The 16,108-nt window shown below is 62.8% G+C and carries 17 protein-coding genes; 7 read left to right on the top strand and 10 right to left on the bottom strand.

Annotated elements, in window-relative coordinates; genetic code table 11:
* The 8 genes from Q0887_RS11875 to Q0887_RS11840 form a co-directional block, all read right to left on the bottom strand.
* Positions 1-738, bottom strand: a complete 738-nt coding sequence (locus Q0887_RS11875) for a polysaccharide biosynthesis/export family protein (RefSeq protein ID WP_299195654.1) — start codon at positions 736-738, stop codon at positions 1-3.
* Positions 739-764: 26 nt separating this feature from the next.
* Positions 765-2,216: an O-antigen ligase family protein gene (locus tag Q0887_RS11870; RefSeq protein WP_299195652.1), complete on the bottom strand. Its 1,452-nt coding sequence runs from the start codon at positions 2,214-2,216 to the stop codon at positions 765-767.
* Between the two features lie 6 nt (positions 2,217-2,222).
* Positions 2,223-4,223, bottom strand: coding sequence for a nucleoside-diphosphate sugar epimerase/dehydratase (locus tag Q0887_RS11865; RefSeq protein ID WP_299195650.1), 2,001 nt, complete (start codon positions 4,221-4,223; stop codon positions 2,223-2,225).
* Between the two features lie 135 nt (positions 4,224-4,358).
* Entirely contained in the window at positions 4,359-4,919 is a 561-nt protein-coding gene (locus Q0887_RS11860; RefSeq protein WP_299195648.1) for a sugar transferase, read from the bottom strand.
* Positions 4,920-4,956: 37 nt separating this feature from the next.
* Positions 4,957-5,895, bottom strand: coding sequence for an NAD-dependent epimerase/dehydratase family protein (locus Q0887_RS11855; RefSeq protein ID WP_299195646.1), 939 nt, complete (start codon positions 5,893-5,895; stop codon positions 4,957-4,959).
* Positions 5,896-5,905: 10 nt separating this feature from the next.
* Positions 5,906-6,730 (bottom strand): enoyl-ACP reductase FabI, encoded by an 825-nt coding sequence (fabI, locus tag Q0887_RS11850; protein ID WP_299196740.1) that lies wholly within the window; start codon positions 6,728-6,730, stop codon positions 5,906-5,908.
* A gap of 8 nt (positions 6,731-6,738) precedes the next feature.
* A complete protein-coding gene (locus tag Q0887_RS11845; RefSeq protein ID WP_299195644.1) occupies positions 6,739-7,773 on the bottom strand; it encodes a YihY/virulence factor BrkB family protein in 1,035 nt (344 codons plus the stop codon).
* A gap of 20 nt (positions 7,774-7,793) precedes the next feature.
* A complete protein-coding gene (locus tag Q0887_RS11840; RefSeq protein ID WP_299195642.1) occupies positions 7,794-8,804 on the bottom strand; it encodes a DnaJ C-terminal domain-containing protein in 1,011 nt (336 codons plus the stop codon).
* A 211-nt stretch (positions 8,805-9,015) separates the two neighbouring features.
* Here Q0887_RS11840 and pdxH point away from each other — a divergent pair, with 211 nt between their 5' ends.
* Both pdxH and Q0887_RS11830 read left to right on the top strand, forming a co-directional pair.
* On the top strand, positions 9,016-9,672 hold the full coding sequence (gene pdxH, locus Q0887_RS11835) for a pyridoxamine 5'-phosphate oxidase (protein WP_299195640.1): 657 nt from the start codon (positions 9,016-9,018) through the stop codon (positions 9,670-9,672).
* Positions 9,673-9,684: 12 nt separating this feature from the next.
* Positions 9,685-10,509 (top strand): PhzF family phenazine biosynthesis protein, encoded by an 825-nt coding sequence (locus Q0887_RS11830; RefSeq protein WP_299195638.1) that lies wholly within the window; start codon positions 9,685-9,687, stop codon positions 10,507-10,509.
* On the opposite strand, the gene Q0887_RS11825 is transcribed toward Q0887_RS11830, so the two are convergent.
* A complete protein-coding gene (locus Q0887_RS11825; RefSeq protein WP_299195636.1) occupies positions 10,500-11,648 on the bottom strand; it encodes a serine hydrolase in 1,149 nt (382 codons plus the stop codon). The genes Q0887_RS11830 and Q0887_RS11825 overlap by 10 nt on opposite strands.
* A gap of 35 nt (positions 11,649-11,683) precedes the next feature.
* Between Q0887_RS11825 and Q0887_RS11820 the strand changes: the two genes are divergently transcribed.
* A complete protein-coding gene (locus tag Q0887_RS11820; RefSeq protein ID WP_299195634.1) occupies positions 11,684-12,031 on the top strand; it encodes a hypothetical protein in 348 nt (115 codons plus the stop codon).
* Here Q0887_RS11820 and mnmA read toward each other — a convergent pair.
* Complete coding sequence (gene mnmA / locus Q0887_RS11815; protein ID WP_299195632.1) at positions 12,028-13,224, bottom strand: tRNA 2-thiouridine(34) synthase MnmA; 1,197 nt, start codon at positions 13,222-13,224, stop codon at positions 12,028-12,030. The genes Q0887_RS11820 and mnmA overlap by 4 nt on opposite strands.
* A gap of 165 nt (positions 13,225-13,389) precedes the next feature.
* Between mnmA and Q0887_RS11810 the strand changes: the two genes are divergently transcribed.
* The 4 genes from Q0887_RS11810 (at position 13,390) to Q0887_RS11795 (ending at position 16,096) form a co-directional block, all read left to right on the top strand.
* A complete protein-coding gene (locus Q0887_RS11810) occupies positions 13,390-13,875 on the top strand; it encodes a hypothetical protein (RefSeq protein WP_299195630.1) in 486 nt (161 codons plus the stop codon).
* The gene (locus Q0887_RS11805; protein WP_299195628.1) at positions 13,875-14,174 is read left to right on the top strand and encodes a DUF1153 domain-containing protein; all 300 of its coding nucleotides are present in this window, start codon (positions 13,875-13,877) and stop codon (positions 14,172-14,174) included. The genes Q0887_RS11810 and Q0887_RS11805 overlap by 1 nt, the downstream gene beginning before the upstream one ends.
* A 199-nt stretch (positions 14,175-14,373) precedes the next feature.
* The gene (locus tag Q0887_RS11800) at positions 14,374-14,643 is read left to right on the top strand and encodes a GlsB/YeaQ/YmgE family stress response membrane protein (protein WP_299195626.1); all 270 of its coding nucleotides are present in this window, start codon (positions 14,374-14,376) and stop codon (positions 14,641-14,643) included.
* A 259-nt stretch (positions 14,644-14,902) separates the two neighbouring features.
* Complete coding sequence (locus Q0887_RS11795; protein ID WP_299195622.1) at positions 14,903-16,096, top strand: efflux RND transporter periplasmic adaptor subunit; 1,194 nt, start codon at positions 14,903-14,905, stop codon at positions 16,094-16,096.
* Positions 16,097-16,108: the final 12 nt, after the last annotated feature.

Below are 16,108 nucleotides of genomic sequence, written 5' to 3'. Positions count from 1 at the left end.
TCAATTGTTCTGGAGCAGCGCGATGATCGGCGCGGTCAGCAGCGGGGTGGCGGCGAGAATGTCGCGGAACATGCGGCGCGAATGCGATTCGCCCACGACCACGATGTCGCCCGCATAAATCTCCGGATCGCCGTAAATTCCGCGCCGGATCGCGCCGAGATTGTAGAGCGCGGCATAACGCTGCCCCCCAGCCTCGCGGAAGATCACCACATCATCGACCTTGGCGAATTCGGTGAGGCCGCTGGCGGTGGCGACGCCTTGCATCAGCGTCATCCGCCCGATCACGGGGTAAAGGCCGGGCTCGCGCACTTGCCCGTCAACGGTGACGACCTGGCTGACCGTCTCCTCAAGGTTCACGGTCACTTGCGGGTCGCGAATGTATTGGCCTGCCAGTGCCGCCGCGAGCTCGCTTTCGATCTGGCGCGGGGTCTTGCCCGCGGCCTCGAATGAGCCGACCAGCGGGAAGGAGGCGCGTCCGCTTGCGTCGATCTGCACCTCGCGCCCGCTCAACTCCTCAATGCCGAAAACGTCGATGACGAGCTTGTCGAATGGGCCGACGAGATAGGGCCGCGCGGCGAAATTCGCCTCTCCCGCAGCGGGCGGCGGCAATTGCGTAGCGGTCACCACCAACAGCCCCGGCGCGCCGCCCAATGGCGGGGTCGAGGCGCATGCCGAAAGCGAGGCGGCGGCAAGCGCGATGGCGGAAAAATGCGCGAGCGTCTGGCGGTGTGGTTTCATCGAACTGGACCCTGTCTCCCGCGCGCTCAGCACGCGGCTTCTGCATGAGAGCCTCCGGCAGTCTTGAGCGCGGAGGACGACCGGCTAACCTTTTGATTGGCCGGTTGATTGGATTGGGTAGCCGCCGCCTCGCGGCCCGCAATCCAAACAAGAGCCAGAATGAAGTGAAGTGCGAGGCTGGGGGTGCGCACCGGGTAATCGTAAAGGCTGCCAGCAGCGAAAATGGCGAGAGTTACAAAGCCCAACCGGCGCAGCGGAGCGTCGGCTCCACCGCCTTCACGCAGCGCACGAATGCCTGCGATGAGGAGGTAGATTGCCCCGCCAGCCGCGATCAGGGCCGTCGGCAAGCCGCCTGTCATCAGCACTTCGAGAAAGTCGTTATGCGCGTGGTTCACATAGGAAGCCCCCAAAGTGGAGGCAGGCTCTCCCGCTTCATAGACTTCGACAAAGGTTCCGATGCCCGAACCAACCGGAAAGTGCTGGGCGATCAGATCAAGCGTCACCGGCCAGATCGCGAGTCGCAGCTCGTCATCTCCCCCGCCGCCCGTCATCAACCGGTCGAGGGCATTGCCCGCGCTGAACAGGTAGGTCACTCCGGCAAGCGCCGCCGCCGCGGTAGCGCCTGCGATCAAGCGCGGGCTGATTGCCGGTTTTGTCTGCCCGCGGCCATATTGCGAGTTCTGCGGGCGGTGCAGCCACGCGAATGCACCCAGCGCCAGCACGCCCAGCACCAGCCCCGCGCGCGACTGGGTGATAATCAGGAACGGGATCAGCGCCAGCGCCATCCCGCCAGGCACAAGCCGCCAATGGACCTGCCATTCTCGGCTGGGCCGGTGGAGCGCCGCGAGCGCGCCCAGAGTAACAATCGAAAGCGCCAGCAGAATGGCGTTGTGATTGCGATTGGCGAACAGGCCGACCGCTGAATCGCCATTGGTGATGCGGTAGAAGTAGAACGGATTGCCCGCTCCTCCCCCGCTCACTTGCAACAGGCTGACAAAGGCGCTCACCATCCCGAGCGCGAGCAGGGCATAGGCGCTCATCCGCAGCTGATCGCGCGGCAATTGCACCGCCAGAACCAGTCCGGCGAGCGGCACAGTCAGCGACAGCAGGCTGTTCAAAGTGCGATAGGGGACCAGGCTGATCGGGCGCCATTGGCCGGTAAGGCCTGCCGCTTCGTCGATCGCCACAGCCAGCTCGCGGCCCGGCAGATTGTGCCAGATGGCAGGGGGAAGGGGCACGAGGTGAAGTGCAACCAGCGCGGTCCAAGCTCCGGCCAGCCCCAACAGCACGCGATTGGCCTTCATGGCTTCGCCGCGCGCGATCACCAGCGCATAGAACAGCACTCCGACCGAGAGCGGCCGCAGCACCACAAGCGAGGCGATGTCATCGCGCGCGCCTCCACCCATGGCGAAGACCAGCGCAATATAGGCGAGCAACACATTGAGCGGCGTGCAAGCGGCGCGAACCTGTTTGAGCATAGCCGCCTAGCCCTGACCAGCCGGCGGCGTTGCCGCAGGGCGCGCGACCAGTTTTGCCTCTGCCCGTGTGGCTGTGACCAGATCAGGCCGGATGGGCGTCGGTGCCGGTGCATCGGGAGCATCGGGGGCGCTCTTCGGCTCAAACCGCAAAGTCGGCACAAGCGATTTGAGCGCAGCCTTGCACGCATTCTCATCGCCCCGCGCTATCGCCTCGTCCAGCTCGGCAAGGACGCTCGCCACCGCGCGCGGAGCGGGGCATGTCTCATTTCCCTGCATGATGCGCGGATGTTCGGTCGCTTCGGAATGTTCGCCCAGCAGCAGCTCTTCATAGAGCTTCTCGCCCGGACGCAGGCCATGTTCGACAATCTCGATATCGCCTGCCGGATTATCCGCATCGCGCACGCTCAAACCGGCGAGGCGGACCATGCTGCGCGCCAGATCCCAGATCTTCACCGGCTCGCCCATATCGAGCAGGAACACCTCACCCCCGCGCGCCATCGCGCCGGCCTGAATCACCAGCTGCGCAGCCTCGAAGATGGTCATGAAGTAGCGCGTGACTTCCCGGTGGGTGACAGTGATCGGGCCGCCCGCTTCGATCTGGCGGCGGAAGATCGGGACGACCGACCCGCTCGACCCCAGCACATTGCCAAAGCGCACCATCGAGAACACGGTCTTGGCCTGCAGGCTGCGCCCGGAACGCCGCGCGAGATCCTGCAAGATGATCTCGCACATCCGCTTGCTTGCGCCCATCACATTGGGCGGGCGGACGGCTTTGTCGGTGCTGATAAGGACGAAGCGCTCGCTGCCGCAGCCCAGCGCGCCGCGCGCCATCAGCCGCGCGCCCATCACATTGTTGCGCACTGCCTCGACCACATTGTCCTCGACCAAGGGGACATGTTTGTAGGCGGCGGCGTGGAAGATCGTTTGCGGAGAAAATTCGGCAAACAGCCGCGCGACCGCCGCTGGGTTCGAGACATCGGCTAGGCGGGCATAGAGAGCGGGCCTTGCCGCTTCACCCGCCTTCACCAAAGCGGCGTCCAGCTCGCGCTCGATCTGGAACAGCGCGAATTCATTGGCCTCTACCATGACCAGACCGGCGGGGCGCTGGGCGAGGATCTGGCGGCAAATCTCGCTGCCAATAGAGCCGCCTGCGCCGGTAACCATCACCAGCTTGCCGCGCACCTGCCGCGCGAGAAGATCACCATGTTGGGGCACCACAGGGCGCCCCAACAGGTCCTCAACCTCTATCGGGCGCAGTGCATCGGCGCTGATCCGGCCCGCCATCAGATCGCGCATCGGTGGCAAAGTCTGGACATTGACTGACAGCGGCTCGAGCGCGGCGATAATCTGCTTGCGCCGTGAAAAGCTGATTTCCGACATCGCCAGTACGATGTCCGTCACCCCGCGCCGCCGCGCCAGGTCGGCCACTTGCGCGCTGCGATAGACGCGCCTGCCATCGAGCAGCCGCCCCCACTTTGCCCGGTCATCGTCGATGAAGCCGATCACCCGCATGCCCGATTCCACCCCGAGCGCGCTCGCCAGCATCTGTCCGGTCGCTCCCGCACCGTAGATCACCACATGTTTGCGCATGTCACCGGCGCTGCGGGCGTTAAACAGATCGACCAGCACATAGCGTCCGACGATCCGCGACAGAGCGACCAGCAGGAAGAACACAATCGGCCCGAGGATCGCCATTGTGCGCGGCACGCCGTCTTGCGGGATGGCCATGAACAGCACCGCCATCGGCACCGTCAGCAGGCTGACCGCCAGAGTAAGGCCGATGATTGCCCCGCGGCCGGAAAAGCGGAAGATCGCGCTGTAAACGCCGCGCAGCAGCGCAATCGGATACCACAGGCACAGCATCGCTCCGGTAAAAGTGAGCAGCGCCTTGTTGGGTGCCTGCAAGTCTCCGATCCGCAGCGAGAATGCGATCCACACCGCAATCGCGCACAGCATCGCATCCAGCGCCATCACCGCCAGCCGTTTGGCCGGGCGGGGCCAGTTCATGCTGCGCGAGGCAATGTCTATCCCTGCGTTCAGCAACGCGGCGACACGCCTTTCCGCAATATCGGAAAGATTGGACCCAAGCATTAAACGCCCTAATTCAAGTCATGCGATCACCCCGCAGACAGAATTAAGACGCTAATGCGTGATAGATTCTGCGCGGAATACTTTAACTACAGTCAGAATTAGTATTCTCATGTCGAACACCATACTCTGACGCCGTGAATATTCAGCATCTAGAGCAACTTTCTGAGATAGTGTCAAAGCGTCGCGCCCGTTGATTTGCGCCCATCCGGTGATACCCGGAAGCAGTACGGACGACCCATTTTTGCTACGCATTTCAATGAGATCGCCCTGATTGAACAAAGCGGGGCGGGGTCCGACCAGGCTCATGTGACCGACCAGAACGCTCCAAAGTTGAGGCAATTCATCCAGACTGCTTTTCCGAAGAAAAGGCCCGCTGCGGGTAAGTAAATCTACTGAGTTGGGGAGCAGGTGAGTGGGCAATTGCGGAGCGTCTGTGCGCATGGTCCTGAACTTCGGCATCCAGAACAATTTGCCGTCGCGCCCGAAACGCTGCGACCAGAACAGCGCCGGTCCCTTCGAATCCAGTCGCACCACCAGCGCAACCACCAGCATGACAGGGGCAAGGACGAGCAGGGCCGCGGCGCTCACTGCAATGTCGAGAATCCGCTTCATTTTCCGCGCTCCACCGCCTCTAGCGCCGTCGGAGCCTTTAGTCCCCTTGCAGGGTGAGGCGCAGCGCGTCGTCCATGTTCCAGCGTGGCTGCCAGTCAAACGCTTGCGCAAACCGGCTACCATCGAATGCCGCATTGCCCAGCAGGCTCTGCGCTCTCGATCCCAGCACAAGGCGCGCAGCGGGCCGGATCAAAGCTTCGGGCCAGCGCCACACACGGTCCCTGTGACCGGCAATCGCGAGGAGCTTTGAATAGAGCTGCGCGGTGGAGATGGGGAGGCTGTCGGAGACGATAAATGATCCGCTTTGGAGCAATTCCTCCGATGCGGCGGCCGCCGTCACCGCTGCATTGGCAACATTCTCGACATAGGCAAAGCTCCTGAGGTTGCGAATCGCACCCACCGGCAGCGGCATTCCTGCCTTTGCGGCGCGCGCGAGCATCGCAAACCACGCACCGACACCGGGCCCGTAGATTGCTGGCGGGCGCAGCGAGATGACCGCGAAACCGTCTTGCGCAAGTTTGGCCAAGGCCAGATCCGCGGCGAGCTTTGACTGGCCATAGGGGGTGGTGGGTGCAGACAGGCTCGCATCGTCCAGCACTTCGCCCGCTGCGCTTGCGCTCGCAATGGCTGCGACCGAGCTGATCTGGATGAAGCGCCTCACTCCCGCAGCCTGCGCATTGCGGGCAAGTCCCACCGGCATAGCTGCGTTCATTGCGTCATATTGCGCCTTGGCCCGCGCTGCATCTTCGCGCTTCAGGACATGCACCCGCGCCGCGCAATTGATGACCGCATCCACGCCTGACAGGTCAAGCGAGGCGGCGCTTTCAACAAGGTCGCCGGTCGCAAGCGCCTCCGAAGCCCCGTCAACCGCCTCACCATTCCGGCTCGCAGCCACCATCGTGTGACCGGCATCAGCCCCGGCGCGCAGGATCGCGCGGCCCAGAAAGCCGCTTGCGCCGGTGACCAGAATTCGCATCGAAGCGAGCTTAAACCAGCGAGATGTCGGGTGCGTCGATCTGCTTCATGCCGACCGTGTGATAACCGGCATCGACATGGTGGACCTCGCCCGTGACACCCGATGACAGGCCAGAGAGGAAATAGAGCCCCGATCCGCCCACATCGTCAATCGTCACCGTCCGGCGGAGCGGTGAGTTGAGTTCGTTCCATTTGAGGATGTAGCGGAAATCGCCGATCCCGCTGGCGGCCAGCGTCTTGATCGGACCGGCGCTGATCGCATTCACGCGGATGCCGTCCGGTCCCAGATCATTGGCGAGGTAGCGCACCGATGTTTCGAGCGCCGCCTTGGCCACACCCATCACGTTGTAATGCGGCATGACCTTTTCCGCGCCATAATAGGTCAGCGTCAGGATCGATCCGCCACCGCTGCCGTCTTCCTGGACCGGCGGCATCAGCTCGGCCGCCCGCTTGGCGACAGCGGCCAGCGAATAGACCGAGATGTTCATCGTCATCAGGAAATTGTCGAGGCTGGTGTCGAGATATTTGCCGCGCAGCTCGTTCTTGTCCGAAAAGCCGATCGCGTGGACCACAAAATCGAGCGTGCCCCAGCGTTCCTTGATCGCGGCGAAGGTGCCATCCAGCGAGTCCATGTCCGACACGTCGCATTCGACCACAAAGTCGCTGCCAAGCTGCTCGGCGAGCGGTTTTACCCGCTTGGCCAGCGCATCGCCCTGATAGGAAAATGCCAGCTCAGCCCCGTGATCGGCCAGCTGCTTGGCAATCCCCCAGGCGAGCGATTTGTCATTGGCGAGCCCCATGATCAGTCCGCGCTTGCCTTCCATAAGTCCCGGCATCTGCTGCGTCATGTATCCGTCTCCTCGTTCAAGTCCCGCGTCCGCGCCAGCTTCTCCGGCTCGGCAAGCGCTGCATTCAATTCAGCTCCGATAACGAGGCCAAGCCCGACGAGCCAGAAAAAGAACAGCGCGATGATAATTCCCGCCATGCTGCCATAGGTGAGGTTGTAGGTGAAGAAGCGTTGCAGGATGACCGGCATCGCGCTCGTCACACTCAGCCACCACAGCGCAGTAAAGAGCGCACCGGGCCATTTGGGATAGGCCTTCACCCGGTATTCTTCGGGCGTCAGCGTGTAGAACAACAGATAGAGCGAGCCGACAAGGCCAAGCGCGGGCACGATCTGCGACAGCCGCAAAGTGTCGAGCACGCCCGACAATTGCGGGAAGGCCGAGAGGATCACCACCTGCGCGGTGCCAAGCGCGACCTGCGCAAACAGCGAGACCATCAGCAGTACGACTGCGCCAAGGATCAATCCGGCTGAGAACAGGCGGTACTTCCAGAATGCGTGGATCGGCTGGGTGCCATAGGCGCGGCGCAGGATATCGCGGATCGTCTCGATCAGGCTGGAGACCGTCCACAAGGCAACGCCCGCGCCGAACCACAAGAGCCAGCCATCGCGGGCATAGATGATCTCCTCCGCAACCGGACCGAGCGCGCGGCTGACCGTAGGCGGCATCGCGATCAGCACTGTGGTGACCAATTCCAGTGCCCGATCACGCCCGCCCAGCAGCTCAAACAAAGCCGCGCCGAGGATGAAAAAGGGGAAGAAGGCCAGCATCGCCAGATAGGCAAGATTGCCGGCATGGATGAAGCCATCATGATAGGTGCCGACAATTGTGCGCCGCACGACTTCGAAAATGCGCGTGCCCGGCCCCAGATAATGCGCGGCAAAGCCGAACAATCCGGGCTGCGGCGGCGCGTCTTCATGGTTGCGGAAGAAATAGGCGGGCTGATCGAGCGCGCGCAGGCGGCGGGCTTCGGGAGAAAGCGAGCGGATCGCAACCCCGTGATAGGCCGTGTGCGGGTTTGTGCCCTTTACCAATGCGCCCAGCGACCCCGCTGCTAAAGACCGAATTTGTCGCGAGGGCTGGCCGGATCTTCCCAGTCGCCCAGCTGCTCTTTCAGCCCATCGAGGTCTTCGGGCATCTGGATTTCGAGCGTGACAAGCTGATCGCCGCGCGCCGGATTACCGTCCTTGGCCTTGCCCGATTTTCGGGTCCAGCCCTTGCCTGTCAGGCGCATGACCGTGCCGCCATTGGCACCGGGTTTGAGCGTCAGCATCACAGGGCCATCGACGGTCGGGCACTTCACCTTGCCGCCATTGACCGCTTCGTTGAGCGTGATCGGCAGGTCCATGCGGATATTGTCGCCTTCACGGCGAAAGAAGGGGTGCGGGCCGACTTCGACCAGAACGATCCCGTCGCCCTTGCCGCCCGGACCATCATGGCCCTTATTCTTCAGCCGCATCTGGGTGCCGTCCTCGACACCGGCGGGCAGCTTCAGATTGATCGCTTTGCCATCGGCCAGCGTGATCCGCTGGTCGCGCCCCGCCGCGGCGTCGACGAATGGCACGGCGAGCCGGTACTGGATATCCGCGCCGCGTTTCTTTGGAGGTGGAGGTGGGCGCGTGCCGAACCCGCCCATGCCGCTGCGGCGGGGAGGTTCCTGCGTGCGCGCGCGGCCGCCGAACAGACCTTCGAACAGATCGCCCAGATCCAGATCATCGGTGCCGAAACCGTTAAATTCCTGATCGCGGAAGCCGCCGGCACCGCCTGCTCCCGGCCGGGCACCGCCGCTATAGCCGCGCCCGAATCCGCGCCCGCCGCCCATGCCTGCGAACGGATTGAGCGGATTGCCCTCACCGTCAATCTCGCCGCGATCGAACTGCGCGCGCTTGTCCTTGTCGGACAGCAGATCATAGGCCTTGGTCGCGTCGGAGAACTTCTCCGCCGCTTTGGGATTGTCCTTGTTCTTATCGGGATGCAGCTCCTTGGCGAGTTTGCGATAGGCGCTCTTAATCTCCTTTTCAGAAGATGTGCGCGCAACGCCAAGAGTGCGGTAAGGATCAGCCATGGTGTGTGTTAGCTAGGTGAGACGGTTAAGAGGTGCAAGATCGCTTGCGCGCTTTCCTACTCCGATGCAAACGCTTAGTTGGGTGGGATGGCCAAGGCACTCCCTTTCGCAGCACGCAATTTGCGCAAGAATTGGGTGCGCAAACTATTTGCTCTGGACCGTGTAACATGCGGTCCATGTTTCAACGTATCATGACTACCGGAGCCTGCGCATGAGCGACTCGAAGACCCTCGACAACGCCCAATTGGCCGACAGCGCGATCCCCTCTGGCGCGGATCCCTATGAGCTGTTTGACGAGTGGTTTGCGCAGGCGCGGGAGAGCGAGCCCAACGATAGCAATGCGATGGCGCTGGCGACCGCAACGGCTGATGGCAGGCCTTCGGTGCGGATGGTGCTGCTGAAAGGGCATGGCGTGGATGAAGGCGAGGAGGGCGGCTTCACCTTCTTCACCAACGCGCAAAGCCGCAAGGGTGAGCAGATCCGCTCCAACATGCACGCAGCCCTGCTGTTCCACTGGAAGAGCCAGCGCCGCCAGATCCGGATCGAGGGGCCGCTCAAAGAGGTCTCGCCAGAGCGCGCCGATACCTACTTCCACTCGCGCGCTTATGTCAGTCAGGTCGGTTCCGCGGCCAGCGACCAGTCGCGCGAGCTGCCCGACCGCCAGACCTATATCGACCGCGTCGAAGCCTTGCGCATCGAGCATGAGGAGGCAGGCGAAGTCCCGCGTCCGCCGCATTGGACAGGCTTCACTTTAGCTCCGCAAAGAATCGAATTCTGGATGGATCGCCCAAACCGGCTACATGATCGCCGCCTGTTCATCCGATCCGCAGACGGCTCCGGCTGGAGCGACAGTCTGCTCTACCCGTAAAGGACTTTCCAGATGCCCCAATCGATCCCCTATTGGCATGTCGATGCCTTCAGCGCGCAGCCCTTTGGCGGCAATCAGGCGGCGGTGATGGTGCTCGACAAATGGCTGCCTGACGATGTGCTGGTGCGGATCGGCGGAGAGAACCTGTTCGCCGAAACTGCCTTTGTCGTGCGTGATGAGACGGGCGAATCAGACTGGGAGCTGCGCTGGTGCACCCCGACTTACGAGATCGCCTTGTGCGGCCATGCGACGCTGGCGGCGGGGCATGTGTTGCTCACCCGCGATGGCGGAGAAGCGGTCACGTTCAGGACGCGCAAGTCCGGCATCCTCGAAGTGCGCAAAGACGGCGATGGCTACGAAGTCGGCCTGCCCGCAACGGTGACTGCGCCTGGCACCAGCGAGGAAGCGGCGGCGCTGATGGGCGGCAATCCGGCGGCGATCTATCGGCCGCAGGGCAAGGACATCCGCTACCACATCTTCCTCTACGAAACCGAAGCCGAAGTGCGCGCGCTTGAGCCGCAGATCCGCGAACTGGGAGCCATGGGGAATGACCAGTTCATCGCCACCGCGCCCGGCGACGCCGGATCGGGCTACGATTGCGTCAGCCGCGTCTTCGTGCCCGGCGGCGGAGTTGATGAGGACAGCGTGACAGGCTCGGCCCATTCGCTGCTGACCCCGTTCTGGGTTGATCGCCTTGGCCGCAACAACCTTCGTGCGCATCAGGCGAGCGAGCGCGGGGGCGACCTCACGCTAAGGCTTGATGGAGCCGGAGAGAATGGGCGCGCGTGGCTAGGCGGGCCTTGCGTGACCGTGGTGGAAGGCTCGTTCTACCTCTGAGGATAGAGCGCGAGCACGTCCGCGACCTGCTGCAACATCGGCGGGCGTTCTTCACGGTTTGAATGGCCGAGGCGAACCACTGTCACGCGCTGGTCGGGAGAGACGATCACATATTGGCCCATATGCCCGATCAGCGCGAACATGCTCGCAGGCGCGCGGTCGGGGAAGAGCGGATGGCCGCGTTCCAGATCAGGCTCGGGCCGGTTGAGCCAAGTCTGGTAGCCGTAATGTTCGGACACTGGGCTGGGCGTGGTCATCGCCTCGATCCAGCGGCGCGGGACCAATTGCTCGCCGCCCGGCGCGCGGCCGCCTTGGCGCATGAACTCGCCAAAGCGGGCATAGTCGAGCGCGGTCGCGTGCATCAGACTGCCCCCGATCATCGTGCCCGACGCGTCGAATTCGGGCACGATCGACGTCATGGCGAGCGGTGCGAACAGGCGTTCTTCGAGGTAGTCGGCCACCGCCTTGCGCCGTGCCTCGGGATCCTCGCTATCCGTCAACGCGCGCGCGGCGATGTCGGCAAGGATGACGGTGGTGTTGGAGGAATACTCGAAGCGCTCGCCCGGCTCTGCCTCAAGCGGCTGCTCCTTCGCCCAGCGCGCCATATCGTCGCGCCCGTCGAGGAAGAGCATGCGCACCTCGCTCGAATCGTAGGGCGGATCGCCTGCCTCGGTGTGGCGCAGGCCGGATCGCATCTGCAGCAGGTGGCGCAAAGTGATGTCCGCACGCGGATCGCCGCTGCGTTGCCACATCGGAACCGGCGCAGGCTCATCGACGCTCAGCAGGCCGTCCGCAACCAGCATCCCGATCAGCGTCGCGGTTACGGTCTTGGCCATCGACCAGCTGACATGCCGCGTCTCGGCATCATATCCCGGCGCGTAACGCTCGGCTGCGACCTTGCCATCGGCGAAGACCACGACGGCGCGCGTCTCGCCGAGCCCTTCGAGCGCGAAGAGATCATCCACCGCGCGCGCCAGCTGATCCTTGGGCGCACCCGCATCTTCCGAAATCGCAGCGAGCGCCTCTTCGGTCAGCGGCTCCATAGGAGGAACGGCTGGCCCGCCGCAGGACACAGTTGCAAAGGCAAGGGCTGGCAGGAGCGCGCTTGCGGCGATAGAGGTGCGGGAACGGACAAACATCGCGCACTCAATTCAACACAGGTCACAACAAAGCAATGGCAAATCGAGCTTCGAAGCGCTCACTCGCAGGGCGAGTCACTCTCTGGCTGCTGGTTCTGGCAGTCATCGCCATCGCAGCGGCTGTGTGGTTCAACCGTGCTCCCATCGCAGGCTATGCCGAAGTCGGCACATCCTACGCTGCGCGGGTCGGGTGTTCATGCCGCTTTGTCGCTGGCCGGAGTCTTGAGGATTGCGAGAAGGACAAGCTGGCGGGCATGGAACTGGTCTCGCTCTCCGATGATGTCGAAGCGCAAAGCGTCACCGCCAGCTTCCCGCTCGTCACCGCGTCAACCGCGACCTATCGTGAAGGCTATGGCTGCGTGCTGGAGGAGTGGCAGGGCTAAGACGCAACCGAAGTCGTCGAGTCGATCCACCCGCCGCCGATCACACGCTCTCCGGCGTAGATCACTGCTGCCTGACCTGGTGCGACGCCGAATTCAGGAGTCTCGAAGCGGAGTGTCGTGGTCGCACCATCACCCAGCGGGCCGTCCAGCGTGACCGGAACCGGCTTGGACAGGCTGCGAACCTTGGCAGTTAGCGCAGCGCCTTCGGGGACTGTGCCGATGACATTCGTCTCGATCACTTCAGCGCTTTCGACCGCAAGCATACGCTTGGGGCCAACGCGGACTTCGCGTGTCGCTGCATCGAGGCTGATGACATAGAGTGGTTCAGGCTGGCCGCCGATATCGAGGCCTTTGCGCTGGCCGACCGTGTAATGGACGATGCCCTTGTGCTCGCCCAAAACCTCGCCCGAGGCCGCGTGAACGATCGCGCCCGGCACGCCGCCTTCGGGGCGCAGCTTTTTGACGATGCCGGCATAATTGCCGTCGGGCACAAAGCAGATGTCCTGACTGTCAGGCTTCATCGCATTGCGCAGGCCAGCGGCTTCGGCGAGCTCGCGCACTTTCGTTTTGGGCAAGCCGCCAAGGGGAAAGCGGATATAGTCGAGCTGCTCGCGCGTTGTCGCATAGAGGAAGTAGGACTGGTCACGCGTGGGATCGACAGCGCGGTAGAGGTGCGGCCCCGGACCTTCACCCTCTGCCACTTCGACCCGCCTTACATAGTGCCCGGTCGCGAGACAGTCCGCGCCCAGCTCGCGCGCCATGCGGAACAGGTCGGTAAACTTGGGGCCCATATTGCAGCGGATGCAGGGGACCGGGGTGCGACCCGCGAGATACTCGTCGGCAAACTGCTCGACCACTTCTTCGCGAAACGCGCTTTCATGGTCGAAGACGTAATGCGCGATCCCCAGCCGGTCAGAGACAGCGCGCGCATCGGCAATGTCGTCGCCAGCGCAGCACGCGCCTTTGCGGCCAGTTGCTGCGCCATAGTCGTAGAGCTGCAAAGTGATCCCGATCACCTCGGCGCCCGTTTCTGCTGCCAATGCAGCGACCACTGACGAATCGACCCCGCCGCTCATTGCAACAACGATGCGGCACTCGCTCGCATCACGCGGCAAGTCGAACAAAGCCGCTGCGTCGAGCCCGAAATCGGGCCGCTCGGCAAGCGCGGGGTCTAGGGCAGAAGGGGTGTTCATGATCGCGCCGCCATATAGGCAAGAGCCCGGCAAACCGCCACCCCGCGCGCCTGACCGCTTCGCAATTCGCCCCGATCCGGTTGCCAAATGGCCCAGCAATTGTCCTAAGCACTGGTAAAGAGCGGTTTTACCTCATCTTGAGAACCCGACTCTATAAGCAGGCTCATGTTCGAAAAGGCAAAGCCTGTTCCCCATGCGCAAAGCGCCCCGATCGAAGGCCGATTCGCAGATCGAATCGCCGGTCAGTTCGGTGGCGGCGATGCGCTTGATGGAGGTCTGCTGGTTGGCAGCATCGACACCGCTCCGGAGGTTCCGGCAAGCGGCGGCGGTGCTGGTGGCGGCGGCGCGCTGCGCCTGATCGAATGGAATGAGCTGACAGCACGCCTCAACGCTGCGCGCGATTTGCGCCTGGTTTTGCGGCGCGACTCGCGCGGCAATATCGAGGCAGCCGGTGGCAGCTTTGCCGATGCGGCGGCGCGCTATTTCAGAACCCGCGAGGAAGAGGAACGGGACGTTAACCCTGTTGCTTTAGAGCACTGCAAAGGCTCGCCGCACATAACCCGGGAGCAGCAAGGGCTTGAACCCCCACAAGCACCCCCCAAGCCCCGCAACCGGGACAATGAAGTGACAGGCGACGGTAGAGAAGATTGATGATTGAGAACCAGGACATCCGCCCCGCACAGGTGATCGGCCCGCTCGGCGAGCCGCTGACGATCGACGACCTGCCTTCGCCCAGCACCAAACGCTGGGTCGTTCGCCGCAAGGCGGAGGTTGTTGCAGCTGTCAATGGCGGCTTGCTGACGATTGACGAAGTGCTTGAGCGTTACGGGCTTACTCTCGAAGAGTTCGCTTCGTGGCAGCGCGCAGTTGATCGCTCGGGCATGCAGGGCCTGCGTGTGACTCGTATCCAGCATTACCGCGACCTCTACGAGCGCCAGCTGAAGTACTAGATTCGCGCATACGCGCTTTCCAATTTGCTCACAAAGACAGCCCCAGACCCGAACAACTGCGATTGAATTTGCTGTTCGACTTGGCGTTTGCACCCCAAACCCGCTAGACCTCTCCCACCGCGGCCTATAAAGCCGTGGGCAGTGGCACATGCGCTCCGTTTTGAGGGCGCAACCTGCTGTAAATGAGGGAGAAAAGAATATGGTCGGTTGGATTATCGCATTGGTCGTTGGCGGTGTCGCCGGTTGGCTGGCAAGCATGGTTATGAACCGCGACGCCTCGATGGGCATTTTCTGGAACATCGTTGTGGGCTGCGTCGGCTCGATCGTAGGCAATATGATTGCCGGTCCGCTGCTCGGTATCACCGGCAGTGTGCAGGAGTTTTCGCTTACCGGACTGGGTGTAGCGGTTGTCGGAGCGGTAGTCCTGCTCGGCATCGTCAATCTGATCCAGCGGGGACGTGTTCGCTAAGAACCGGATTTCCGTTTCAGGCATACAGGCGGCGCGGCTTCCATAACGGGAAGTTCGCGCCGTCTTTGCGTCTGGGCTCCAAGGGGGCCGAATCTCCCTTCGTCTAGGCTCAAAGTCATCAGTCGAACCGCGGATTGCCCCGATTTGCGTGCTTGCTTATAGGGATTGCGAAGGGTGACTTATATCTATAATACACTTGGTCGATCATAACGGCCAGTTGGGTCAGACCCAGATATGCCGCCCGCAAAAGGGAACTGTAATGAATTTCGAGACTACCATCACTGCCGAGGCACAGGACGATCTGCGTGGTGATATTGCTGCACGGCATGGTTTGAATCGCAGCTCTTCGCTGCCCAAGATCTTGCTGATCGCTGGCGGGGGTTTGTTTGCGCTCCTGCTCGCCATCGCGGCCTATTTCGCGCTCTCTGCCGGTGATCCGGTTGCGGCTGGCGATGATAACACGCAGGCACCTGTCATCACGGTCATCACTCCGGGCAAGACAACTGTCAGCGGTGTAATCGAAGCACCGGGCACGCTCGCTGCGCGTCGGCCGATGCCGGTTGGCGTTGTTGGCGAAGGCGGGCGTGTGGTTTCGGTTCGAGTTGACGCTGGTGACTGGGTCGGACAGGGGCAGGTGCTCGCTGTGATCGACCGTTCGGTTCAGGCCCGGCAGGCAGAAGCGCAAGCAGCCCAGATCGAAGTGGCAAAAGCCGACGCCCAACTGGCCCAGGCCAATCTCGACCGTTCCTTGCAGCTGGTGGAGCGCGGTTTCGTCTCACAGGCCGATGTTGACCGGCTGACGGCAACGCGCGATTCGGCCGTTGCTCGCGTGAGCGTTGCCGAAGCTCAGCTGGCAGAATTGCGTGCCCGGACCGCGCGTCTCAGCATCGTCGCGCCAGCTTCGGGCTATGTCCTTGAACGCAATGTCGAGCCGGGTCAGACGGTTGGCGGCGGATCGCCACCGCTGTTCTCAATCGCGCGTGGCGGTGAGATGGAACTGCTCGCCCAGCTTGGCGAAACGCAGCTTGCCGGCCTTTCGCAAGGCGTTTCGGCCAGCGTCGTTCCTACCGGATCGGACAAGAGCTTTACCGGGCAGGTCTGGCAACTTTCGCCCACGATTGATGCTCAGAGTCGGCAGGGCACCGCACGGATCGCGCTTCCCTATGCGCCCGAACTGCGCCCAGGCGGCTTTGCCACTGCGCGCATCGAAAGCGGCTCATACGAAGCCACCGTACTCCCCGAAAGCGCGGTTCTGGCCGACTCCGAGGGCAGCTTTGTCTATGTAATCAATGGTGAGAACGAGGCGGTCCGTACCGCTGTCACCACGGGCGCTGTTACGCCGCAGGGAATCGCAATTACCGGAGGGCTCGTGGGCACCGAAATGATCGTGCTGAGCGCGGGCGGCTTCCTCAATCCTGGTGAAAAGGTCAATCCGCGCCGCCAGGAAGATTGAACGCAAATCCGC

The sequence above is a fragment of the uncultured Erythrobacter sp. genome (assembly GCF_947492365.1).
Taxonomy (GTDB): Bacteria; Pseudomonadota; Alphaproteobacteria; order Sphingomonadales; family Sphingomonadaceae; genus Erythrobacter.
Note: the sequence above shows the minus strand (reverse complement) of the source record. Positions and strands in the feature narration are given on the sequence as shown.